At 39.3% G+C, this 23,466-nt stretch carries 16 protein-coding genes and 2 pseudogenes; 5 read left to right on the top strand and 13 right to left on the bottom strand.

Features of this window, described 5'->3' with window-relative positions; translation table 11 throughout:
• From C9J41_RS11865 to C9J41_RS11835, 7 genes and pseudogenes are all read right to left on the bottom strand, one after another.
• Positions 1-283, bottom strand: a pseudogene (locus C9J41_RS11865) (hypothetical protein); the annotation flags it as partial.
• A gap of 154 nt (positions 284-437) precedes the next feature.
• On the bottom strand, positions 438-1,478 hold the full coding sequence (locus C9J41_RS11860) for a hypothetical protein (RefSeq protein ID WP_107208788.1): 1,041 nt from the start codon (positions 1,476-1,478) through the stop codon (positions 438-440).
• Between the two features lie 161 nt (positions 1,479-1,639).
• Entirely contained in the window at positions 1,640-2,701 is a 1,062-nt protein-coding gene (locus tag C9J41_RS11855; protein WP_107208789.1) for a hypothetical protein, read from the bottom strand.
• Complete coding sequence (locus C9J41_RS11850) at positions 2,691-6,314, bottom strand: LysM peptidoglycan-binding domain-containing protein (protein WP_107261252.1); 3,624 nt, start codon at positions 6,312-6,314, stop codon at positions 2,691-2,693. The genes C9J41_RS11855 and C9J41_RS11850 overlap by 11 nt, the downstream gene beginning before the upstream one ends.
• Before the next feature lie 2 nt (positions 6,315-6,316).
• Complete coding sequence (locus C9J41_RS11845) at positions 6,317-6,847, bottom strand: DUF4123 domain-containing protein (RefSeq protein ID WP_158259530.1); 531 nt, start codon at positions 6,845-6,847, stop codon at positions 6,317-6,319.
• Complete coding sequence (locus tag C9J41_RS11840; protein WP_107288106.1) at positions 6,847-8,919, bottom strand: type VI secretion system tip protein VgrG; 2,073 nt, start codon at positions 8,917-8,919, stop codon at positions 6,847-6,849. Before C9J41_RS11840 ends, C9J41_RS11845 begins: the two co-directional genes overlap by 1 nt.
• A 111-nt stretch (positions 8,920-9,030) precedes the next feature.
• Entirely contained in the window at positions 9,031-9,549 is a 519-nt protein-coding gene (locus C9J41_RS11835; RefSeq protein ID WP_005365509.1) for an Hcp family type VI secretion system effector, read from the bottom strand.
• An 832-nt stretch (positions 9,550-10,381) separates the two neighbouring features.
• Between C9J41_RS11835 and C9J41_RS22165 the strand changes: the two are divergent.
• A pseudogene (locus tag C9J41_RS22165) lies at positions 10,382-10,849 on the top strand (reverse transcriptase N-terminal domain-containing protein); the annotation flags it as partial.
• A gap of 163 nt (positions 10,850-11,012) precedes the next feature.
• Here C9J41_RS22165 and C9J41_RS11825 read toward each other — a convergent pair.
• Positions 11,013-11,471 carry an Lrp/AsnC family transcriptional regulator gene (locus C9J41_RS11825; protein ID WP_107207834.1) on the bottom strand — a complete coding sequence of 153 codons (459 nt, stop codon included), beginning with the start codon at positions 11,469-11,471 and terminating at the stop codon, positions 11,013-11,015.
• Between the two features lie 141 nt (positions 11,472-11,612).
• Between C9J41_RS11825 and C9J41_RS11820 the strand changes: the two genes are divergently transcribed.
• Positions 11,613-13,424, top strand: coding sequence for a PLP-dependent transferase (locus C9J41_RS11820; RefSeq protein ID WP_107261260.1), 1,812 nt, complete (start codon positions 11,613-11,615; stop codon positions 13,422-13,424).
• Between the two features lie 171 nt (positions 13,425-13,595).
• Here C9J41_RS11820 and C9J41_RS11815 read toward each other — a convergent pair whose 3' ends face one another.
• Positions 13,596-15,704: an FUSC family membrane protein gene (locus C9J41_RS11815; RefSeq protein WP_233217753.1), complete on the bottom strand. Its 2,109-nt coding sequence runs from the start codon at positions 15,702-15,704 to the stop codon at positions 13,596-13,598.
• Between the two features lie 487 nt (positions 15,705-16,191).
• Between C9J41_RS11815 and C9J41_RS11810 the strand changes: the two genes are divergently transcribed.
• Complete coding sequence (locus tag C9J41_RS11810; RefSeq protein WP_107247004.1) at positions 16,192-17,820, top strand: methyl-accepting chemotaxis protein; 1,629 nt, start codon at positions 16,192-16,194, stop codon at positions 17,818-17,820.
• 98 nt (positions 17,821-17,918) lie between these two features.
• Here the strand turns inward: C9J41_RS11810 and C9J41_RS11805 are convergent, their stop codons facing one another.
• The gene (locus C9J41_RS11805) at positions 17,919-18,845 is read right to left on the bottom strand and encodes a LysR family transcriptional regulator (RefSeq protein ID WP_107207838.1); all 927 of its coding nucleotides are present in this window, start codon (positions 18,843-18,845) and stop codon (positions 17,919-17,921) included.
• 274 nt (positions 18,846-19,119) lie between these two features.
• On the opposite strand from C9J41_RS11805, the gene C9J41_RS11800 reads away from it, so the two are divergent.
• Together C9J41_RS11800 and C9J41_RS11795 are read left to right on the top strand one after the other, a co-directional pair.
• A complete protein-coding gene (locus tag C9J41_RS11800; RefSeq protein WP_107261264.1) occupies positions 19,120-19,854 on the top strand; it encodes a beta-ketoacyl-ACP reductase in 735 nt (244 codons plus the stop codon).
• Between the two features lie 299 nt (positions 19,855-20,153).
• A complete protein-coding gene (locus C9J41_RS11795; protein ID WP_107261266.1) occupies positions 20,154-20,390 on the top strand; it encodes a hypothetical protein in 237 nt (78 codons plus the stop codon).
• Between the two features lie 5 nt (positions 20,391-20,395).
• On the opposite strand, the gene C9J41_RS11790 is transcribed toward C9J41_RS11795, so the two are convergent.
• The 3 genes from C9J41_RS11790 to C9J41_RS11780 form a co-directional block, all read right to left on the bottom strand.
• On the bottom strand, positions 20,396-21,196 hold the full coding sequence (locus tag C9J41_RS11790) for a TOBE domain-containing protein (RefSeq protein WP_107247010.1): 801 nt from the start codon (positions 21,194-21,196) through the stop codon (positions 20,396-20,398).
• A gap of 204 nt (positions 21,197-21,400) precedes the next feature.
• A complete protein-coding gene (locus C9J41_RS11785; RefSeq protein ID WP_107287893.1) occupies positions 21,401-22,570 on the bottom strand; it encodes an alpha-hydroxy acid oxidase in 1,170 nt (389 codons plus the stop codon).
• A 145-nt stretch (positions 22,571-22,715) separates the two neighbouring features.
• Positions 22,716-23,102 (bottom strand): hypothetical protein, encoded by a 387-nt coding sequence (locus tag C9J41_RS11780; protein WP_107207843.1) that lies wholly within the window; start codon positions 23,100-23,102, stop codon positions 22,716-22,718.
• Positions 23,103-23,466 lie beyond the last annotated feature (364 nt).

The raw sequence follows: 23,466 nt of genomic DNA, 5'->3' as shown, positions 1-23,466 counted from the left end.
AATACATCGCTTCTGGATTTTTTTTATCAGCTAAAGGTTGAAGTGTTTTTTCAGCTTTTCCCCATAACTTACGCTGAATATTCAAAATCCCCTCAAAAAGTGGATCACCAGGCTGATAGATACTCGCAATATCAATAGAAGGGTTGATACTTGATATCGGGTTTTCTGATAAAAATTGTTCAAACACAGCAATATCGGCTTGTTGAGGTGTTGTTGCTTTTGAGCAACCGGTTAAGGCTATCGAAGAGAGAGTTAAAAGTAGAGTAGTAATTATTACTTTCATGCATTTAAGGCCTTAATTTAGCTGACTAAGAAGCTAATTGATTTTAATGCTGAATAGTACACCTAAAAAGAATTGGGCAATAATTTGCTTTAATATTGATTAAAAAAGCGCTTCCTTTTCATTTAGGAAGCGCTCAAAAATTGCTAAAAAATAATTAACCTTCAGGGACGTGAGCACCATCGATATAAATCACTTTTTTTACCGAGTCAGCTTTTTCTTGAGCCTTTTTATTCGCAGCAATTAAGGCGTCTTTTTCTTTAGGTGGGTGGGTAAAACTTATTCCAAAATCATCGCCATTAAATAACTCTGTCGCTTTAGCTGCAATGTACTTTTGTGTTTCTGTTAATGAATCATCATGAAGGCTTTCAATTCTATAACCTCTCCATGATATGTTCGAACCAAGTTTTAACCCTTGTTCGTCTAAACGTTTCATCTCCTCACTATGGAGGCGATTATGCTTGGCTTCATAATCTCCTAAAGCATCAATAGCCGGTACAAAGTTATTAAACCGCGCATAATTAAGAAGATCCACAGCCATAGCTTCCATGTTTTTATTTGGCTTATCTTCATTGATAATTGTATTCGCATACTCTACGAGCGGGTAGTAATAATGCTTTTCAGCAGATTGAATAACCGCATCAATATACTCCTTGTGGGTTAGGTCAGGTTTCAATGTAGTGCTGTAATATACGGCACGAACGTCGCCTGTTTTGGCTTTTTCAGCAAAGAGTTTTTGTGCTTTTTTTGTCCATTTATCGCTGCATTCATTGGGAAAGTACATTCGACAAATATCGTTTTTTGGAGAAAAAAACAAAGCTGCGTATGGATTACCTTGTTCAGCTGATTCCATATATAGCTTTTTAGCTATAGGGTTGTTTTTAATACCCGTTCCCCATGTAATTGATGCTAACCAAAATTTTGCGTCAGGATTTTGGTTCTTTGCCATAGGTTCAAGTTGTTTCTTTGCCTCAGCCCAAAGGTTACGTTGGATATACAAAACACTTTCAAAAAGCGGATCACCAGGCTGATAGATACTCGCAATATCAATAGAAGGGTTGATACTTGATATCGGGTTTTCTGATAAAAATTGATCAAACACAGCAATATCGGCTTGTTGAGGTGTTGTTGCTTTTGAGCAACCGGTTAAGGCTAAAAAAGAGAAAACTAATAATAGTGTACTAATAGTTACTTTCATGCATTTAGACCTTAACTTAGCGGACTGAGAAGCTGATTGATTTTAATGCACAATAGTACACCTAACAATTACTGGGCAATAATTTGCTTTAATATTGATTTAAGAAGCGCTTCTTAAATATCTAGAAGCGCCCTAAGATCATTTAAATTGATGAGTTTGTATTATTGTATATCTGAACGTGAGTAGAACATTGTTGCGTGAGCACCATCAATATAAATAACTTTTTTAACAGCATCTGCTTTCGCTTGAGCTTCTTTATTAGCAGCGATTAAGGCTTCTTTTTCTTTTGGGGGGTGAGTGAAGCTTAGTCCAAAGTCATCGCCATTAAATAAATCAGTTGCTTTGGCTGCAATATACTTTTGTGTTTCTGTTAATGATTTATCCTCAAGAGCATTATTTCTGTAACTTCTCCATGATATTTTCGACCCAAGTTTTAACCCTTGTTCGTTTAAACGTTTCATCTCATCACTATGAAGGCGATTATTTTTGGCTTCATAATCTCCTAAAGCGTCAATAGCAGGAACAAAATTATTAAATCTAGCATAATTAAGCAGTTTAACTCCCAAAGTTTCTAAATCTTTATCGGGATTGCTTAATTTTACAATGTTGTTGGAATATTCAACCAGTGGGTAGTAGTAATAATTTTCAGCAGCTTGAACAATCGCATCAATATACTCCTCGTGGGTTAGCTCCGGTTTCAGTGTTACACTGTAATACACGGCACGTACATCACCTGTTTTTGCTTGCTCAGCAAAGAGTTTTTGTGCTTTTTCTACCCATTGCTCACTGCATTCATTCGGAAAATACATTTGGCATTGATGATTGTCAGGTGCAAAAAATAATGCCGCATATGGGTTACCTAACTTAGCTGATTGTAAAAGCATCTTACGAGCAATAGGGGTACTTTTAATGCTTCCTGAGTATGAGATTAAAGCAGACCAATAAAGTGCATTTGGGTCATTTTTATCAACAAGCGGTTTCAGTGCTTTTTCTGCTTTTCCCCAGAGATTACGCTGAATATTAAGTACCCCTTCAAAAAGTGGATCACCAGGCATATAGATACTTGCTACATCAATAGATGGACTGATGCTTGAGATCGGATTTTCTGATAAGAATTGCTCAAACACAGCAATATCAGCTTGTTGCGGCTTGGTTGCTTTGGTGCAACCCATTAACACTATCGATATAAGTGCGATAATGAAAGTCGTAAATTTAAATTGCATCTGTCTTCCATTCTATTGATGTGTATTGTTGAGTTCGTAGTTTATCTTTAAGCTGATCGCGAATTTCTTTGGTATGAGCATCAAGATCATCGCCATTATAAAAGCATATATAATCGGTCATTGTGAAAGCAGGGTTAGAAGTGATTACTTTATACAATGTCATGTTTTTACAAAGCTCAGCGCAGTTTTTATTAAATTCATATTCATCTTCTTTTTTGTTATCACCATACTTTTTAATAAATAAAGCCAATTTTCTCCAACTCACTTTAAAGCTTTCCCATTGGGTTGATGGGGCCTGCTGTGTTTCTATATCACCATTCATGAGCACGAGTGCTCGCTCAAATTGGTTTTGATTGACACCACTAGTGTTATTAGTTAACCATTGTAAAATTTGTAAGATAGCATTAATTTGGATAGTGTTTTCAGCAATTTTATACTGAACGGATATCAAACAGTTAAGTAGGGAAGATAGTGTTTCTGGTGGGATACTAGTTATCCATGTTTGCATATTAACTTTGTTTTCTTCTTCAGTAATACGCTGAGCAAGAAACGGCGCATACTCTCCTTTTAGCGTTTCTTGTTTATAGTAGCGTACTGCTTTATCGGGCAGTAACATCGCCTCGGCAAAAGTTAAACCCAATGTGATGGCAACAGTCAGCACGTTGTTAAAGGCAACAAAATCTTCATTTACACCGTTACTGTCAGATTCACCAAACAATGCAATGCGTCTAAATCCACTTTCCTTAAGCACCGCTAAGCAGCAGTTAATAAAACGGTCAGCATTTTCAGGGTTTAGCTCAATAGCAACTTTACCCGAGCAACCTGGACCTGCCACGAATTGAGCGGCAGCGATTATGATAAACTCCCCATGTTGATAGGTGAGTCTTAACTCCGCACTGGCTCCTAGTCCATAGCTCACAGAGGCTTTAGCACTGATTTTACCTAAGGTGAGATACGAGTTGGGATTATTCGGTTTACTTGAGGCGCCTATTGCACTACTTACCAGTGGCGGTTGCCAATAGAATTCAGCAGATACAGCGCCACCTGCTTCAACACCAACAAACATATCAACTTTAGATTTAGCCTCTGCGGCAACCGCACTTAATGCTCTTTGTCCGCCGATGACTTTAGATGTTGCACTTTGACCATCCACAAGATTGTAGCTCGGCACATTGACTGATGAGCCTCTAATGCCAATGCCCCCATTATCTTCGCTTGGTCCAAATGTTATTCCCGTTCCTAGTTGGCACGTTGCAGCAGCAAGACCATAAACTTGCGCACTTAAATTGATAGCGATTAAACCAACATGATAAGACTGAACCTCTGTGCTGCCTGTTTTCATGTAAGGGATTTTGATGTCGTAGCCACGAATTTTGTTTTGTTGGCTAGGCTTATTACTTTTAACCTTGGCGTTTTCATCATTTAATGGTAACCACGTTGAAAAGTTTAATTGAGTATTAAAAAACTGTAGTTCCCCTTTGATTTCGATTTCACTGCCAAAGGTGTTTGAAAATTCAAACCCTGTTAATTTATCATCAAATGTATGGAATTTGGTGGCTGCGTCAGAGGTAAAGCGCATAAATTGTGCCTGCGCGTCAGCATTGTACGCACACTGTGCACCATCTGGCGCTAAACCCTCCTTATAGTGATATCCATCAGACCAAAACTCAGATGTCGAAGTGAATTTAGCTATTTTTGCAGATAGCGTTAAATCAATCTCTCCTCCTTTCTTCATTTCATCTAAAGCTGTTGTTAAGTCTGTACCTGTCTCTTCTACGTGATTATTCGCGGACGGAGCTTCAATTTCTACATTGAGTTCTTGGATGTGACCTGCACAGGTTTTATCGTCTTTATTTGAGGGTAAATACCAGTGAGGGCCTCGGATCCAGAAAAGATTGCCGTCTGACATTAGGCAACATTCAACGATTTGAATATCGTTAGTGCCTGCTTTATTTATAAACCGCCCTAGCTTCTTTTCTTTTACTTTATGTTCCTTTTCATCATCTATTAGAGTGAAAGTCACACCTGTAATATTGTCACTTAAAAAATGTAAGGATGTTTTACTCTGTGCATTTTTATTGGCAATCGATAAGAGCAGTTCCTTGCGGGCAATAGCCACTTGCTTTATCCAAAGCAGTTGTTTTATCACTTCATTGACAGGAGCGGTGTTCCCCGCACCTAAAAGCGCGTTTAAATCATCTTTAAGACTTTTTAAGCTGACATCAATCAGGTTAATCAGCCCTAAAGTGGGATAATACGCCCAATCACAAACATTCGCTTCATTGACAATGTCTTTCGCTGCTGCTTTTCCAGGACACAGTTCATTGTAGAGTCGTTGTATAGTTTGTTCTTGTTTAACATTGAGTGGGGTAGGCTCACTCGACCACGACCAGAAAGATATTTCTCGCCAAGATGTATCTCCTTTTTTACCGACAAGTGCTTTAGGGCCAAAGTGTGACACATCCGTACCAATGAGGTGCGACTGACTTAAACACTGCTCAATAACAACGAAACCGAGTGAGTTGAGTTTTTCTAAATGACGAGCGAAAGCAGTAGGTATTGTAGCAGTAGAATCTGGCAATTTTCGAGGCGTAAGTGCATTACGGATCCCATTGCTATAATATTCATTTAGTTTATCTTGAGAAAAAGAGATGAGATCGTTCTCATCACATGGTCGATTCTGGTTAAATGCCTTAATGGTATTAGCAATATCGATCTGTTTTTGACTCGTGAAAAAATGACTGTTTTTATCAAAAACAAAAGAAGTGCCATCATCAGATAGGATATGTTGAGCATTGCTTTCTGCTTTTCCTTTAAGGACGTTAATTTTCTTTTCTATTGACTTAAGTAGGTTTGATCTTAAATTACTCAGTGCTTTTTTTCTTCGCTCTGATTGTTGCGCTAGACTTTGGTATTCATCATATAAGCTATCTGCCTTTTCTAGACCATAATTATTGGAATTGGCAAGTTCTATTCCTATATTAGCTTTATCATGTATATTTACATGTTTTAGTTCATCATCAAAAGAAAGATTATATGTTGATGCTAAGCTTTTAATAAATGCCTCTCTTCCCCCATCGTAATAATCATCTGCACCCGTTTCTAATACCATTTTATCTATAATTAGCTGATGATACTTTTCTTTATCTTCATCGTTATCTAGAAACTGCTCATGAGGCTTAGTATTAAAATTTGACAATACCCCTAACTTATCTAACGCGCTGAATTTATCTTTTTTTGAATCAACCCCCACAACATTTTCAATCAGGGTTTCTTTTTCTTTTAAAATGGCTTTTCGGGCCGTTTCTGTGATGGCATACCACGTTTTTTTACCGGAAATAGGGTGGCTTGGTACATACAAAACATCGACAAATTTTGGCTGAACCGCAGAACAAGTCGTGTTCCCCGTCGCTGTGCTGGTTGGTTTTTCTGGTAAGGGGATCCTTTCACCCGATGATGTATTATCAGGAATATTTAATGTATTTCCCTCAAGAATGTAGTCAATATCTTGAATTTGATCACTGTTGAGTTCTTGTAGCTTTTCTACAGTTGTATTGTATTTTAGGGCAATTAAGCTAAGGCACTCATCTTTTGTTATTTTATGCGTATTCATTGTCAACCCCATTGTTTAAAGCATGCCGAAACCAGAGCGTAATGATCGGTTGGTAAATATTGGAAATGAATATTTTCTTGTTGAATCGATTTAATATGTTGCTCTTCGTCTGTCCAATATAGGGCTTTCGCTGGACCAAGTAATGTCGCTAAGTCTTGAGGCGAAACCTTACATTGCTCACTTTCAATTTGTTCCCACATAACATTGGTGTAATACCGAAATAACATTTTTTTACCGTCCACTTGAATAATCAGCAATTTCTGAAGGTGGTTAAGTAATGTGTTTGTTTCAACTGATGCGTCAACGGCAAACATGACTGAACTTGAATCGAAGTAGGGCATTACTTTCCATTTATCTAACGCTGACTTGTCTTGCCCTAAGTTCACCAGTAACGGACTTTGATCTATCAAATATTCAAAATCACACCCTTTAAAAAGAGCGATGTTTTGTTCAATTGAAAAAGCGTTATTTACTATTAAAAATGCATCGGGGATACGAACTGTATCAACGAGTAACCAATAATTCACAGACATTATGCATCTCCTCGACATGGGCAGTCATCGAGAGGGCAGCTACCATCTGTTTGTTTTTGGCAAAGCTTTGCAAGAGGAACATTGGCAATTGCCAATGTTTCCATGGTTGCAGGGGAGAGTTGAAGGGGTAAAGGATTTAATGCCACAGCCGCTTCTACTGCACCCGGCAGTAATGGAGATTGTCCAGCAAAGCCAGAGCCACTGCCCGCACTGCCACCTGCATTGATGTTGACCGCTGCCCCCGAAATTGAAACGCCAGATGCATCTATTTTGATAAAGCTGTCGCCAGCCTTCAGCGTGATTTCAGCCCCCGCTTCAATCACGGCTTTTGAGCCTGCTTTAAGGTGTACTTCATTACCCGCATCCACCAGTAAGGCTTGGCCTTGTTTCATGTGTAAGTTGCCATCAACAACAAGTGTTTGATCGGCTTTCACATGCGTACGGCTTTCACCGTCGACGGTTAGGTGATCGTGGGTTTTAATGTGGGTGAAGCGTTCATTGTCTACATCAAGGTGTAAATCGTGTTTGATGTCGTCTTTGCGGTCATTTTCCACCAACATGTTCACGTCTTTTTGTGCGTGAACGTAGATTTCTTCTTTGCCCGCTTGGTCTTCAAAGCGCAGCTCGTTATAGCCATCCCCTTGGTGTGTTTCCGTGCGCAATACCGTGCGGGTTTTATTCGCCGGTAACGGGTAAGGGAGCTTGTTGGTCGCATGGTAAGTGCGGCCAGTGATAATCGGTTGGTCTGGGTCACCTTCTAAGAAACTAACAATGACCTCGTGACCAATACGCGGCAGTGCAACCATGCCATATTGGCTCCCCGCCCAACCTTGGGAGACTCGTATCCAGCAACTCGCATTATCATCACTGTTACTGTATCGGTCCCATGGGAACTGGACTTTCACGCGACCGTATTCATCACAGTAAATCTCTTCGCCTTCAGGGCCCACCACCATCGCAATTTGTGGGCCATCAACACGAGGCTTAGCCGTGTAGGGGGCTCGCCATGGGCGATGACCGGGTATCACAATAAAATCATTGTTATAGGTTGTTACGCCTTGTCCGCCAGCTTCTTCTAATGCTTGCGGCTGCGTGCCCATATGGTTAACCGCCACCACGAGCCATTCGTCATTACATTGCTCATCATCGTGCTCTTGCAAGGCAAAGTTCACCCCAGCAATTAAACCGTGGGTGTTACTTTCACCATAGGCTGTATTGGCATCACGACGTAATGATTCGAGTCGAAAAGAAGTAAACGGCTTACCACTGGCATCGTCTTTGTAACGCCCTGGGTAATCGTAATGTTCGTAATTGGCTTGCTGGTAATCGGCTTCTTTCGCATTGGCTGTTTGTAAGAAGCTATAAGCCGGCTTTTTAAAACTGTAATCTTTGAGTTGCGCAGACGATGGGCGCATTTGCGTATGGCGAGCAAAGGTGCGCACAAAAGGCACGCCACTTTGCCCACCACTGCGGCTGTTATAAGGCAGTGGTGCCGCCAGTCGAGCGGCACTTTGGGTGTCATCAGAAAAGCGCAGGGTATTCTTTTTATTCTCATGGATAAAGCTGTAAAACAGGCCTTCTTCTGCGGCAATACGGTCGATAAAGGCCAAATCTGTTTCACGGTACTGGACGCAATATTCACGCGGCACGTAATCTCGCGTTAAGACGAAATCAACATCGGTAATCCCTAACTCTTGTAGTATCACCGAGATAATTTCAGGCACCGTTTGTGTTTGAAAAATTCGGCTATTATGGCGCAACGCGAGGCGGGCTGCTGGCGGTACAAATTCCACCTGATACAAGGTGTGGTGATGGCCTGTGTCACCCTGAGTAAAACGTCGAATAATGCCATGCCATTGCTGTTGCTGCTCACCGTCTCGCCAGACCGTAAGCGTGGCCGTGTTATCGACAGTCTCTTGCGGCGTATAGGCAGGGTGACGACTGGCTAAGTCGATGGTAAAAGCGAAAGGCAAAGACAGGCTGTCAGTGCCTGAAAATTGCGTGACGGCAAAGGCATCAGCATCTAGCCCATCGACTTCAAATGTAAATTGCAAACCCGTTTTTGTTGCCATACTGACCTCGTGGTTAAACTTTTGCTAACGTCGTCCTTGCGGCGTATTTAGCAAAGGCATAAACGAAAAGCAGCCTACACAGGTGTGTAGGCTGATACATAGTGAGTGCAATTACGCTTCTAGCGGTGCACGCCAGTCATCAGCACCTGATGTGCCAGATACTGTGTGATCCCAGTTAATTGCACGGTAAGCCATTGATACTTCGATAAGCTGAGTGAAGTCTTCTTTTGATGAATCTTGGCAGTGTGGCATGTGGGTGTTGATATCAACAATCGTTGCATCGGTCAGCGTCGTAGTGAAGTAGTGCTCTTGCTTACCTTCAACCGATGTGCGGTACCACTTCAGCTCTACAGACGGAAGCATTTCACCTGATGCCAATGAGTTGTACATCAGAGGCACGGCTTTGTTCAGTGCCACGGTAAATTTAAATGGCTTGTGAACACGTTGACCTGAAGGCTGACCTGATTGTGGATCAGTAGGAACAGTAACAACGTGCTTGAATTCTTGAACAAGCATTTGGTCTTCGTGACCTTCAACATAGATGTTACCGACAGAATCAGGTGTGAATGCACCCGCTGTAATATTACCCTGAGTTTGGCCTTGGATCGCGATATAACAAGGAGTTGGCATCTTAGTATCCTATTTTATGATGGAGTAAATGACACAGCCTATGCTGTGATGACGTGCTGTTAGAGCAGGAAGTGTGCCAGTTTTTAAGTTACTGATAAGTATAGATTTTGCGTTTTTACGCTATTAAATATCGAGCAATAAGTTGCCCGGCTGGGCAACTTATTGCTCGATTTGGGCAAGTTCTTGCTCGGTAAGCTAAATGTAAAATGCTCGAAATATGAAGTTAGAGAGGGGGTGGTAGTTATTAATATGAGTTTGGCAGCGTGAGGTGTAGACCTTCTGGTCGAGTATGACTTATTGAAATCAGTGACGACGATTTTTTACGATAAACCAAGAGTTAAAATAGATTTTCCATATATTTTCTAATACGAATCTCCCCAAATAGAGCTAAGAATCTAACTCATTTATGTCCGTGCGACCTGAAGTCGTATGAAGCGTTGTTCATCGCTTTATGAATGAACTATCTGTATCACCAGATGAACCTACGAGCCTGAATAAAGCAGCGGCTCGGACAATGTAACGAAGAGAAATTTCAAATTGCTCGGGATCGAAATCGTGAGAGGCAGATCCTCCTGATAACCACATGAATCGGGTAAGTGCTAGGTAGTCAGTATGATGAACGTAAGTGAATCCATGAAAGGTGCGTTATGTGATGAAACAGCGGAAGTGGTTAATACGCTGTGGCCAAAATGGCAATGAGAGTTGGAAAGAGGTTGGACAATACTCTTTCGTGATCACAGTACTCTCCGCACTATAGTGGGCATCTAAGCTGACATTTTACGTGACATACGGAACACGGTAAGCCTGTATCACTCCCTCTGGGAAAGCCTTTGTGGCCGATAGTGATGCAAGTATAGGAGGTCGGAAAAAGCGAAAGCTACATTGTAATGATGTAGATACAGACTCATGTCTGATCACGAAAGTGAGCCCACTTCCAACTGGTCTCCCATTGCGAGAGAATTTGAAGAACTTTATTCAAGGAGAAAAGCAAATGATGGTCTCGAAAGAGATTAGTGCATCTTCTGACGGTGCTCAGTGGCAGTCTATCGACTGGAAATCCGCTGAAGCGCACGTATTAAAGCTTCAAATGCGTATCGCAAAAGCAACGAGAGAAAAGAAATACGGTATGGTGAACTCCTTACAGTGGCTCTTAACTCATTCTCGCTCAGCTAAGCTTCTTGCGGTTAAGCGAGTATCTCAAAACAAAGGCAGTAAAACGCCTGGAATAGATGGTGTCATCTGGAACACAGATGCACGCCGTATGAAAGCAGTCAATCAGCTTAGTCGCAAGACTTATAAAGATCTCATGCTTATAACAACGCCATAATTCAGTACTCGAAGCGATTAACGTGATTAACAAAATCACAATGTATATTTTGTTGTTTTTGCTATGCCTTTATTTCTTATTATTTTAATCTCTTAATGAGTATGAAAATCAACATGTTTAGGTTTGTTTGCTTTATTCATTTCCTTACAGGCAACTTTGTCTTTGTTTTGACTTGCCCAAATGCAAAGCTAGATTCAATCGAAGCAATATTGGGTAGGCGAGTCAACTGCTTGCGGATAAACTGCTCGTAGCTTTTTAGGGACTCACTTACCACATGCAGAAGGTAGTCGTGATTACCCGTCATCAGAAAGCACTCTAACACTTCATCAATCGCTTCAATGTGCTGCTCAAAGTCTTTCATGTTCTCTTCTGTCGGCTTTTCAAGCTTTACCAATACGAATACATTTATGGGAAAGCCACATGCCTCTTGATTGACACTGGCGTGATAACCCCGAATGATACCTTGTTTTTCCAGTGTTCGAACTCGTCGTAGACAAGGGGAAGGGGAAAGTGATACGCGATCGGCTAATTCTTGGTTTGTGAGACGCGCGTTGCCTTGCAGCTCATCAAGTATTTTTTTATCGATCTCATCCATTGGTATATTCCATCAATATTGGGTTTTATTTAGCAACATTATTGCTAAAAGTGTATGCCTTACTACGCAAATAGCAATCTTTAGCATCTGTCCGACACTAGAATTAAAGAAATACAACAAGGATGGAATGATTTAGCAACTATGAATACTTCAACTCAACTTAGCCCATTGCGTAAAACAACCAAACACGAACAAGCAGAAGCCCTTGCTATTGAGCAAGCAAAACATTTTGGTATCGACCCAAATAGCGATTATGGATCTACGTTGGTGGAACTGGCGACGACGTTGTACCAAGCCAATACCAAGACTCATGATCTCTGGGCGATAACGGTTGATGGCCTTTCGGATCTGGATAAGAGTGACCGTATCGCTTGGTTTAACGCAAAACGTTTCCTATCATTCCAGATCGCGAAGATTCTCGATAACCTTCAAAATCCAATGCGCGCAACATACCAATCTATTGCGACTAACAATGGTAACTTTGCCTCAAAAGGCGCGTATCCTATCTTCGATAATGTGGCGGCTATTTTTTCTGCAAGCCCGGTAATCACGCGGACTGCAACCTATTTATTTGCGTGTACCGAGTGGATTGAAGACGCGTTCAACGGTAAAGAGCCATTGCACGATATTTATTCTCGATTGCTTAACCCAACCTCAATCTCTCTGGCGAATCACATGGTTGATCTGGAGGCAGGAACGAGAGCCAACGAATACTTGGCATGGAACTTTAACTCGGGTATGGCGGCTATCGATGGCTTACTTAGTCATTTGCTTGGGCATGAAGACATTGTGTTGGCTTCACGTAATATCTACGGCGGTTCGTACCAACTTTTGGAAGACTGGTTTGGTAAGCCCTCGAACTTGAATGTCGCGGTAGAGTGGGTGGATGGTTTCTCTGGTGATGAATTTGCAGCTCGCCTTGATGAGGTTGAACTCAAGTATGCAGATCGCCTCGCTGGTGGTAAAAAGATATACGTTTACCTTGAGTCACCGTGTAATCCACATGGCTATGTATTAGATGTCGCCAACATCAGTAAAGCTGCTCACTCTCGCGGGTGGGATATCATCGTCGACTCAACAGTCGGCACGCCATTACTACATCCTGTACTAAAACGCGATGATGTGATGGAAAGACCGGATTACGTGATTCACTCTTATACCAAGGAACTCGCAGGCTCAGGTACCACAACCGCCGGTGTCGTGATTGGCCGCAACGAGACCATGTTTGTACCTAAAGGAGAAGAGGTGATATTCACCAAACCTAATGGCGATGAGACGACAATTCCATGGTGTGAAACCCTATTTTGGAATGTGTATTACATCAAAGGTGCCTTCTTAGATGCAGACAAAGCGTTTGAAGTGCTCAATGGCATGAAAACTTATGAGATGCGAGTGGTACAGAAAACCATTAATACACTGACTCTGGCGAAGATCTTTGATGCTCATCCAGACATCAATGTTTCATGTCCTGCCTTAACTAATAGTGATAACTATGAGCATTGCCAGAACAATATGTATCTGGGACTGCCGGCAGCGCTGTTTACTATTGATATGGAGGGTTGCGGCGATCGTGCGCCAATTAATCGTGACGGGTTTAAGCAGTTCTTCGACATGCTTGAACCCGCCATTGGTATGCAAGTGAGCTTGGGGCAAACCAACACAGTTGCCTTATGTCCGGCATTGACCACCCACTCAGAGTTGAGTGACGACGCGCTCAATGAAGCAGGTATTAAGCCAACAACTATGCGTATATCTATTGGATTGGAAGATCCTCGCATGTTTATTGCACATATTATCGAAGCCGCTAAGTTGTCGATTGACTGCAAACATGTTGATTTCTCATCGAGTTTTCCAAGTAATGAGCGTATTGATGAGATCTATATGCACACCTACATGGACGTACACCAAAGGTTTGTGAAGAGTCTGCCCAAGTTTGGACAACTTAGTCAGTAGAGAAGCTAAAAAATTAAGGTAGCAAGCAAGATTACCTTCAAAGAGTATTATTCGGTAGAGGGTTTCAAAGAAATCTTTATTATCCGGTTAGCTCCCTTGTAATGGAAAGGCAAACCTTGGGACTACTTAACATGATTAAAAGCCCGATAATATTTATCGGGCTCTGTAGTGTTAAATATTATTAACTTTGATTGCGGATGTAAATAAGTCCACTTCTTTTGCTAATAACTGCAGTAAAGTATGGTTATCAAGTTTATATATTTCATTTTCAATATAGATGAAAGATTGATAAATCAATTTCTCTTGTTTTGATATGTGCTTAAATAGTTCTGTGTGGTTTTGCGATTTCTTAAGTGTTTTATCTAGCTCTGTTAGAGATGCAATTACACTATCTAGATCACTATCAATGGTAGAATCCAGTGACAAAGACTGCTTGTTTTCATTCAGTTGGGTCAATATACGCAAGATAATATTAGAGCTGCGACTGCATAATAAAATATGCTCGCCTGTTTGTGACTTTCTATGCGGTTCACCTAAATAGCCCATCCAATGATCAAACAGATTGGTATCGTTAACCACGCAATCTTGGTAGTGACGTTGTAACTGAGTGGCCGTACTATCTGATTTATCTGCTACGTACATTTTTAAAGAGACCAGATAATCAATATAGCCTGTTGTTGTTGCCGTTAACTGAGTAGGGAATAATTTCTTATTCCAACCAGGTGATAAGATAAATACAAATAATAAAGGTAAGAAAACACCCAGAACAGTGCTGTCTAGGCGAGGTAAAAGAATATTATCGCCTTGTCCGTTAAGAGAGAAGCCTGCGAATACAAACAAAGTCACGCAGAATACCGCAAAGCCGTAATGACGTGCTGAGGTGTGGAAAAAAAGTATTACAGCGATACAAAAGATGAACGGCAGGATGCTTGACGATACTTGGAAGTGCAGTAATGCAACAACAACCAATAAACCACAAATTGTACCGGTTAATCGTTGAAGTAGTCGTGTCCATGTCATTGATAAATTCGGACGTAATACCAATAAACTAGTCATAAGAGTCCAAAAACCAAAGTCTAAGTTTAATGTTCGAACAATAATTAATCCCGTCGCTAAACTTAATGTTCCCCGAAGGGCATGTCGAAAATAACTCGATTTTAACGTAATTTGACTGGTTAACTTAGAGGCTAACTCTCGCCATTTCCATGACACAACAATTGGCTTGATAATGCTGGAGCTTAATGTTTGGCTTGTTTGTTGGTTCAACTGCTGAAGTGTTAAGTAGATAATATCCAGTTTATTAATATATGAAAGCGCAGCCAGTGCTTCCTCTTTTATGTTCTCTTGTATTGTATATTGGCGTAACTCTTCAAAGTCGATACTTGGAACGTTTATACGATGAACATTATCGACAGTCACTTGCTCTAAATATTGACTTATTTTTAACGTTGCTTGGTGAATCTTATCTAACCATTCAGGACATGTTTGTTTGAGATTTGAAGTTGGAATGAAATAAAGTAAACGTGTTTGTTCGTTAATACGCTCAGCAACTTTTAAGAAACGATAAATATCTTGCAGTTTTGCGCTATCTTCACCAGCAGTAAATTGCTGGTGAATTCGACCTTCTAAGGTGTGAGATAAGCCCGCAATTTGGGATCGTAATTGCGCCGATTTAATAAACAACTCATTTTTGTCGGAAGAAAAAATAAAGCCGTGATCGTGAGTGATAAGCTTTTTAGCAATCGCTTGATACAAATCAGACAGGATATCTTTGGATTCTTGGTTCGGAAGAAAGTAGATGGCTAACGCTTGCCAAAAAATGTACCACAAAGCGCCACAGGTTAACCACAAAGGAACAAGCCAAATAGGTCGACCATCTAAATGCAGTAACATAGCGTATATAGCGAGTAATATGGAGGCAAAACCGATAGCCCCTAGCCTTGGGCTTAAAACAGCCAACATAAATAAGCTAAAACTGACAACCGTTAAGCTAATAACAAATAAGACTGAATGTGGGAAAACGGCTTCAGTTCCTAGGCTGATAAGAAAGAAAACAGGAATAGCGATACAAAAATCAAGAATGCGATATTTTGTCACACTAGACGTATCAGCAAAGCCACAGCTAATACTACCCAGAGAAAATGCAATCCCCATGGTTACATGACCCATAAGGAACAAAGGTACTGAGCAAGTAATGAAGCTAAATGCAGCGATGTTGGTTCTAAAGTTGAGCAAAGTCCGTAAAGTAGGGTAACGGAGAAGTACGTTGTATAAATTCATAGTGTATTAAATATCGTCGTTTGTGCGATTTGCTTTGTTAATCATAATCTCTTTTTAAAAAGAGTGAAGGCTTTATTGGTATACACTGGTGTTTTTTAGGTATTTAGTTTGGTTGGTTATTCCCTAAATGTGAGTAAATATTTCTACATCAAGTAAAAAATTCTGGATGAAATGTAGTAAATTAAGATTAATATACTGTGTGTAATGTGAATGAAGATTTAATATCTAATATTTCTCAAATATCACATCGATTACTAAAATAAATAATTATTTAAAGCATGATTGTTTATTTTTTTAAATAATGAATAAATAACATGCATAAGATTGAATAAATAAAGAATGAAAATTAACCGTATGATTTACCTTGATTTTTAGTAATTCATTATTTTTTATAAATATATCAATAAAATTATTGATATATTTATTTAATACTGTTTATGATGCGAGAAATAAAAAACGAATACAAACAACATGGAGATAGTTGTTAATGTTTTTACTTAAGGATATATCAATAAAGCTGCAGTTAGTTATTCCTGTTATATTTATGGCTGTTTTATTATTTATTGGACTAATGCTAGGGCGAAATAACCTTATAGAAAGTGTTGATAAAATGAACGCAACAACACAATTAGTTGTTGAAGCTAAAGATAGTACCGCGAGTTTAATTAGCAATAGTTACGCAATGAGAGTAAGTGCAATTTATGCGCTTTATGATAAAGATTTATTATCACGGTTATCCAAGTCTCTTGATAGTAGCGAGTTAAGTAACAAAAATGCGATTGCAAAATTGCAAAAAATACCTGAAATAAACCAAGAATTAGAAGCATTTCGAACATTAATGATCAGCTATATTAGCTTTAGCCGAGACACAATGTTAGAAGTGCTTGATCTTAGGCATTCCGGTCAAATAACCGACTCTGAATATCAAAAATATATTGTTAAATATCGCCAATTAGGTGATGACATGATTTCAGCAATTGATGCGTTGGATAAGCGTGTAAATTTAACCGCAGATGCTTATATTACCCAGCAAAAGAAAGAGCACGGACAAACAATAAATGCGATTGGTTATGAATTTATCATTACATTGATAATCGCTATTATTATTTGTTTAGTCATTGGTTCAATGATTGTTAAGCCAATTACTGATTTGCAACGTGCAATGCAGAAAATAGCTGATGGTAACTTGAAAGATGAAATCACCGTTGACGGCTCTAATGAAGTGGGTGAATTGGCACGTAATTTAAATCGCATGATTGTTAAATTGCGTTCAACTGTGGCGGTATTAAATGATGTTGGTCGTAATGTCGCAGCCTCATCGACTGAATTATCAATTGTGATGAAAGATTCTGAGACTCACGCAAATAACCAAGTGATTGAGATTGAGCAAGTGGTAACAGCAATCGATCAATTAACAACAACGGCACAAGAAGTTACTCAAGCTGCACAAAAATCTGATGAAAATTCAAAAAGTGCTAGTGAGTTGGCTAATAAGAGCCTTGATTTGTTCTCTAACAACCAACAAGCAAATGAAGAAATGGCTGAATCATTAGTGGAGGCCGCTGATGTTGTTGCGCAACTAAAAGTACAATCGGCGCAAATTAGCCAAGTTATTGACTCGATACAAGGCATCTCAGAACAGACTAATCTATTGGCACTTAATGCTGCGATAGAAGCCGCACGCGCAGGAGAAAGTGGTCGCGGTTTTGCCGTGGTAGCTGATGAAGTTCGTCAGTTAGCAGCAAGAACACAAGCATCAACAAAAGAAACACAGCAGATTATAGAGCGTCTGCAAGAGCAATCGACCTCAGCAAATGAGCGTATGCAATCTGCAATTGATACATTAGAAAGCAATAAATTAGTCGCTTTTAAAGCAAATGAAGCGCTAGAGGGCATCACTGCGGCTATTTCAATGAATAGTGATATGAATACTCATGTTTCAACCGCTTCTGAAGAGCAGTTACAAGTCACAATGGATATCAGTAATAGTATTGAGAATATTCATCATATCATTCGACAAAATGCATCAGGTTTAAGCCAGTGTACGGTTGCAAGTGAAGAGTTATCTGATCTTGCTGAAAAGCAAAGCGAACAGTTGAAATACTTTAGGTGTTAATTAAGTGATAATCAGTTATAAATAACCGTTTTTCTTGAAGCCTTACTGTGTGTATACATTTGATGATAAATCAATATGTAGCATACGCTGTAAGGCTTCTAGTTTTGTTTAGGGCTTTGACGCTCGAGGTTAAGTTCTTTTACACGTTGTAATAGATAATCTTTGAAATTAGCGCATCGCACTGGCATATATTTTCTTGGTTTATAATACAAACTCAGTTCAAATTCGCTACTAACATAATTGTTTAATACCGTGACTAACCGATCTTCTTGAAGATCGTGTTTAATCAAACTGTAAGGCAGGTAAGCAATCCCTCCACCGGCTAGGGCGATATTTTTTAAAATTTCACTGTCGTCTACTTCTACCGATCTAGGTATTTGAACAGAGTTATATTCACCATGTTGTTCAAAGATCCACTTGTTTCCACCGACTAATGTTGTTGCAAATAGGCACAAATGCTTTTTTAGATCATGGGGTATTATTGGCTCTCCATAGCGTTGAATATAACTTGGCGAACAACAGGCTTTTAACGGTTCACTGAAAAGAGAACGTTTAACCAGTAAACTGTCTTTGTTTTGAAAACCGCGGTAAGTTGCATTTGCTCGAATGGCAAAATCGACATCGTGGACATTATCCACTTCAAACGCTGTTTCGATCACAACAAAATTGATAGTAGGGTTATTACTGATATATTCACCAATAATTTTACTCAAAAAATGCTTAGCAAACAAAGGGGTACTAGCAATTTTTATTGTACCAATATCATCATTGCCTAAATTTTGTATTTCATTAATGGCATCGGTTATTTGATTATTGATGTGGCTAAATTGTTTAAATAGTAATTTGCCAGCTTGTGTTGGTGTGATTTTTCGCGTGGTACGTTTAACAAGGCTAACTCCCATGTTTTCTTCAAGCTCTGTGAGCCAGCGACTACCAGCAGACGGCGATATACCATATTGTTTTGCAGCATCAGTCACTGAATTGCAGCGTACGACATGAAGAAAAAAAACAATTTTGTCTAACATTCGCATTCCTTGCATTATTAATAACGTTCCGGAGTATCAAATGTAAATAGTAACGTTATAGTTTATGATTTAAAGCTATCTTCACGGTAATTGTGTCTTTTTCTTATATGTGGAACGTTATTTGATTATTTGCAAGAGTGAATTGCTTTAATGCAACTGCACGCTGAGGACAGGTTACCTATTATTATATTAAGCCGTAAAGATTAGAGCTTATGTATTGGACGTAATAATAAGTATATAGAGTAAAAATGTCTTTTTAAGAGGGGTAGTAAAAATGCTAACGGATAAGGTTTGCCTTGTAACTGGTGGTGCTCAAGGTATTGGTCGCTGTATTGTCGAAACCTTTGCTAACCAAGGCGCAAAGCATATATTTGTATGTGATATGAATTTTGGCGCCATGGCCGATTTAGAGCAACAATTTCCTAATGTAACTGCACTCGAATTAAATGTATGCGATAGAGCTAATGTATCGGAGGCGATCACAAAAATCGCACAACAGTATGGAACCATTGACGTATTAGTGAACAACGCAGGTATTACACGGGATAACTTAATTGAAAATATGTCGGAGAATGATTGGGATCTTGTCATTGATGTCAATTTGAAAGGCGTGTTTAACATGACACAAGCCATTGCTCCGTTAATGATGGCTTCAGGTTCGGGCTCTATTATCACAATGTCATCAGTGGTTGGCACCGACGGTAATATTGGTCAAACCAACTATGCAGCGACAAAAGCTGGCGTGATTGCAATGACAAAATCATGGTCAAAAGAGTTTGCACGTAAAGGTGCAAAAGTACGTGCTAATTGTGTTGCGCCTGGTTTTATTGAAACACCAATGACAGTCGATTTACCTGAAAAAGTGATTGATTATATGGTGTCTAAAACGCCGCTAAAACGTATGGGGCTGGCGCAAGATATTGCAAATGGTGTGCTATTTTTAGCGAGTGATAATTCAAGCTTCATTACTGGTCAAACATTGAAAATCGATGGTGGGCTAGTGATATAGAGGCAATACATAATTCATCTTCCTACCTCATTTAGACGAGGGAGTATTTTGCCTTGTTGCAATGTGTTTCTGGAACGAGAAAAGCGTAGAATATGCATTACTAAATAGATATCAAAACAAGATAGATTGAATTTTGAACAATTACTGCGATTGAATAAACATCACTATTGCTGGAATAGTGATGTTTTTACACTTAATTGTCAGAGTTGTGTAAAATATTAGGGTTTTGCTAATATTTTCAATGCTTTCCACTTGAAAAGCATTAAACTGCGTCGACTTATGCTTTTAGGATTGATGTCGTGGTCACCTTTTTTATACAAAATATAAGTGTTGAGAGTGTAGTGCTATTACTTCTCGCTGTTATTTTATTGTTTTATTCAATGCAGAAAGAAAATATTTGGTTAAGCCGTTTAGCGCTTATATTAATGGTTTGTGGTGGGGCGGCCTTGATCAATAAACAATACCAAGAGTATCAGTCTTTTTCTGATCAATTAAATATAAAGCATGATCACAGTGGCTTTGTTGATATTCCATAAACCTGTTAGCACATTGTTGCGATAGTGACTTGATTTGACTTAAATAGGGCATAAATAGACATACCGATACGAAGGTTTTCTTCTATTAGATCTAGATTGTCTACTAATGCACAGACGGTAATATCATCATTTAATGCGATAGTAACTTCGGTTGATTTCGTATCTTGCTGAATTGACGTTATCGTGCCTAATAATTGGTTATCAAAACGATCACGTTTTCCGTGGATCATATTTTCTTCACTACAAACTGTAATCGCTGGGCCTTTAATCAGAGCGACGACATCTTTGTTTTTTTCCAATTGAAGTTTTACCGTACTGCCATGGGTGATCGTGGCATAGATATTATGGGTGTCGGTAAGTGTAATCGTAACGCGATCATGCAAGCTATGACGTTCGATAGAACTAATGTGCCCAAAGAATTGATTTCTCGCACTTGTCTGTAATGAAAAACGAGACATGATACCCAACAAACTATCTAATGGCGCGCTTTCATCATTTAAGGCTTTTAAGCCCATATCTTGAATTTGATTTAGCAGTTCATACATTTGCACTAAACGTAAACCAAATCGCGTGAGCTCCGCGCCACCGCCACCTTTACCGCCTTTTTCACTTGTTACAAGTGCAGAGCCAGCAAGAATATTCATATCCTTAACGGCATCAAAAGCGGCTTTATAACTAATACCTGCAAGTTTTGCTCCTTTGCTTATCGAACCTGTTTGGTGGATGGCATTGAGTAGAGCAATACGACGAGGATTGGCGAAAATCTTATTTTCAATAAGAAGAGTAGAGATGGCAGTAAGGTTCATAACAGTAATTTGATCTTATATTTTTTTCTATCTTAGCGCAGTTTACCCTGTAGGTATAATTTAAATATATAAGTAACCTTTTGTATTTATTATGATATTACTGTTTTATCTAAAGTAAAGTTATTGAATAATCAAAAGATTAGCTATAACGCTGTTGGTTTTTTAAACTGTCTGCACCCACAATCAATGAATACAGACAGTGCCTTAATCCAACGTAAAAGGGTTACGTTTGGCAATATGATCAGTAAGGCTACTGACTGATTCACAACAACATTGTTCCATCACTTGTTGTAGTTGTCTTTTCAACATATTAATAGTGTGATGACCACCGTTAATACCCAACGCACCTACACCATACATAAAACTGCGACCAAGAAAGGCAAACTCAATCCCTGTTGATAACGTGCGAGCAATATCAGCTCCGTCACGAATACCACTGTCCATCATAATCGTAATTTGACCTTTGCATTTATCCATTATTTCAATGGATTTACTGATAGTAGAAGGTCCTGCATCTAATTGTCGACCACCATGGTTTGAGATAATGATGCCGTCTAAGCCAAGCGCAATAGCTTTTTGACTGTCTTCAACTGTTGATAAGCCTTTTAATACTAGGTTGCCTTTCCACTTGTCACGTAAACGTGCGACTTTATCTTCACTTAAGCGACCATTAAAGGTTTTATCCATGAATAATGCGAGATGGTGCATGTTCATTGAGCCTGACATATATTTAGATAAAGTTTCGAACTGAGGCTGTCCTTTTTTCAACGTGGCTAATGCCCATTTGGGTGACAACATTATTTCGACAATGTTTTGCCATGTCATTTTGGGCGGCATAGCTAAACCATTACGGATTTCTTTAGGGCGATAAGCAAAAGTAGGGACATCAGAAAGCAATACTAATGTTTTGATTCCACTGTCTTCACAGCGTTTAAGTAAATCATCTGTAATCTTATCATCAACAGGGTGATAGAGCTGGAACCATGCTTTACCTTCTGTGATATCGGCAATCTTCTCAATCGGAGAGGTTGAAACAGTACTAAGAATAAAAGGTACATTTTGCTCAAAAGCGGCTTGCGCCAATATTTCAGGTGCATTTGGCCAAATCAAACCTTGTAAACCCACAGGGCTGATACCAAATGGCGCATCATACGTTTCGCCAAACAGGGTGGTTTTTAAAGAAATCGAATTGTAATCACGAAGATAATAGGGGATTAGCTCAATTTGGCGAATATCATGAGTATTGCGTTTGAGTCCCATTTCAATGTTGCAGCCGCCATCGACATATTCAAATGCAAACTTAGGTAAGTTGAATTTTGCCTTACGGCGAAGGTACTCAACATCAGGGTAATGGGTATTAAAATAATCCTTCATTTTTTATTATCTCATTTTGATTAGCTGCAAATAACATAGAACAATTGAATTGATTATGAACGTGATATTTACAATATCTAAAAAACAAAAAATGGAATAAATAACCCCCCTTAATCGATGTTGTTAAAAGCGATGCGCTATGTGATTAATTAATGGTTTCAAAGTAGAATTTGTAGTCGCGAACTCCATCTATTTGAACGCCTTTCTCTCTTAATTCCAGAAACTGTTTGAGTTTAATTGTTCTAAAATCCATTGCTTTAAGCGCAAGAATGATGCGTAGCTCATCCATTGATCTTGATTTAGCTTCAGAGCTACACGTACCGCAAACAACATGCGTTTTTTGTTTAAAGCCTACTTTATTCAGCCAGTTTAGCTCTTTGGGATCTTTTTGAGTGCCACAAAAGTAGCAGCAATTGTCTTGTTTTAGTGCGGCTTCTTCCCTTAATGCTTTAGGGCTAGGTGATGTGGAGGGTGAAGCCGCGCTATTTTTCTTATTACCACTGAATGCAGAGAATTGAACGACATTAGACATTTTGATTGCTCTTACTCATTAAGGAAAATTTATTAAAATTGAACATGATTTTAATCTACCTGTATATCCTATTTCTTGTGCATTCAGTTAGTCAAATATTCATAAAGTAACTAATGATGTTCAAAGTACGGTCATCGCAATGAATAAGCAAGGTAGAGAATACTGGTTCACTTTTTGAACACATCTCAGTGCTTATAAAAGTTAAGGATATGTAGCGCGTAACCCACACAGTTCCCGAAAATGTTGTTTAAGATCTTTTCGGCTAATGTATAAGGCGATTTATCAAGTGGATACATAATGCGAGGCAACGCACGACTATAAACATCAATCGTTATAGGGTGTTTACCATGCAATACGAGATAGG

The sequence above is a fragment of the Photobacterium sp. GB-50 genome (assembly GCF_003026755.1).
Taxonomy (GTDB): Bacteria; Pseudomonadota; Gammaproteobacteria; order Enterobacterales; family Vibrionaceae; genus Photobacterium.
This window is presented reverse-complemented; position numbering and strand designations above follow the sequence as displayed.

Bases quoted from the DNA above. Each gene is read 5' to 3' on its own strand.
- C9J41_RS11810 (WP_107247004.1), top strand. From the start codon at position 16,192: ATGTTTTTACTTAAGGATATATCAATAAAGCTGCAGTTAGTTATTCCT.
- C9J41_RS11855 (WP_107208789.1), bottom strand. From the start codon at position 2,701: ATGCAATTTAAATTTACGACTTTCATTATCGCACTTATATCGATAGTG.
- C9J41_RS11780 (WP_107207843.1), bottom strand. From the start codon at position 23,102: ATGTCTAATGTCGTTCAATTCTCTGCATTCAGTGGTAATAAGAAAAAT.
- C9J41_RS11835 (WP_005365509.1), bottom strand. From the start codon at position 9,549: ATGCCAACTCCTTGTTATATCGCGATCCAAGGCCAAACTCAGGGTAAT.
- C9J41_RS11845 (WP_158259530.1), bottom strand. From the start codon at position 6,847: ATGTCTGTGAATTATTGGTTACTCGTTGATACAGTTCGTATCCCCGAT.
- C9J41_RS11850 (WP_107261252.1), bottom strand. From the start codon at position 6,314: ATGAATACGCATAAAATAACAAAAGATGAGTGCCTTAGCTTAATTGCC.
- C9J41_RS11785 (WP_107287893.1), bottom strand. From the start codon at position 22,570: ATGAAGGATTATTTTAATACCCATTACCCTGATGTTGAGTACCTTCGC.
- C9J41_RS11815 (WP_233217753.1), bottom strand. From the start codon at position 15,704: ATGAATTTATACAACGTACTTCTCCGTTACCCTACTTTACGGACTTTG.
- C9J41_RS11860 (WP_107208788.1), bottom strand. From the start codon at position 1,478: ATGAAAGTAACTATTAGTACACTATTATTAGTTTTCTCTTTTTTAGCC.
- C9J41_RS11790 (WP_107247010.1), bottom strand. From the start codon at position 21,196: ATGAACCTTACTGCCATCTCTACTCTTCTTATTGAAAATAAGATTTTC.
- C9J41_RS11805 (WP_107207838.1), bottom strand. From the start codon at position 18,845: ATGTTAGACAAAATTGTTTTTTTTCTTCATGTCGTACGCTGCAATTCA.
- C9J41_RS11800 (WP_107261264.1), top strand. From the start codon at position 19,120: ATGCTAACGGATAAGGTTTGCCTTGTAACTGGTGGTGCTCAAGGTATT.
- C9J41_RS11840 (WP_107288106.1), bottom strand. From the start codon at position 8,919: ATGGCAACAAAAACGGGTTTGCAATTTACATTTGAAGTCGATGGGCTA.
- C9J41_RS11825 (WP_107207834.1), bottom strand. From the start codon at position 11,471: ATGGATGAGATCGATAAAAAAATACTTGATGAGCTGCAAGGCAACGCG.
- C9J41_RS11820 (WP_107261260.1), top strand. From the start codon at position 11,613: ATGAATACTTCAACTCAACTTAGCCCATTGCGTAAAACAACCAAACAC.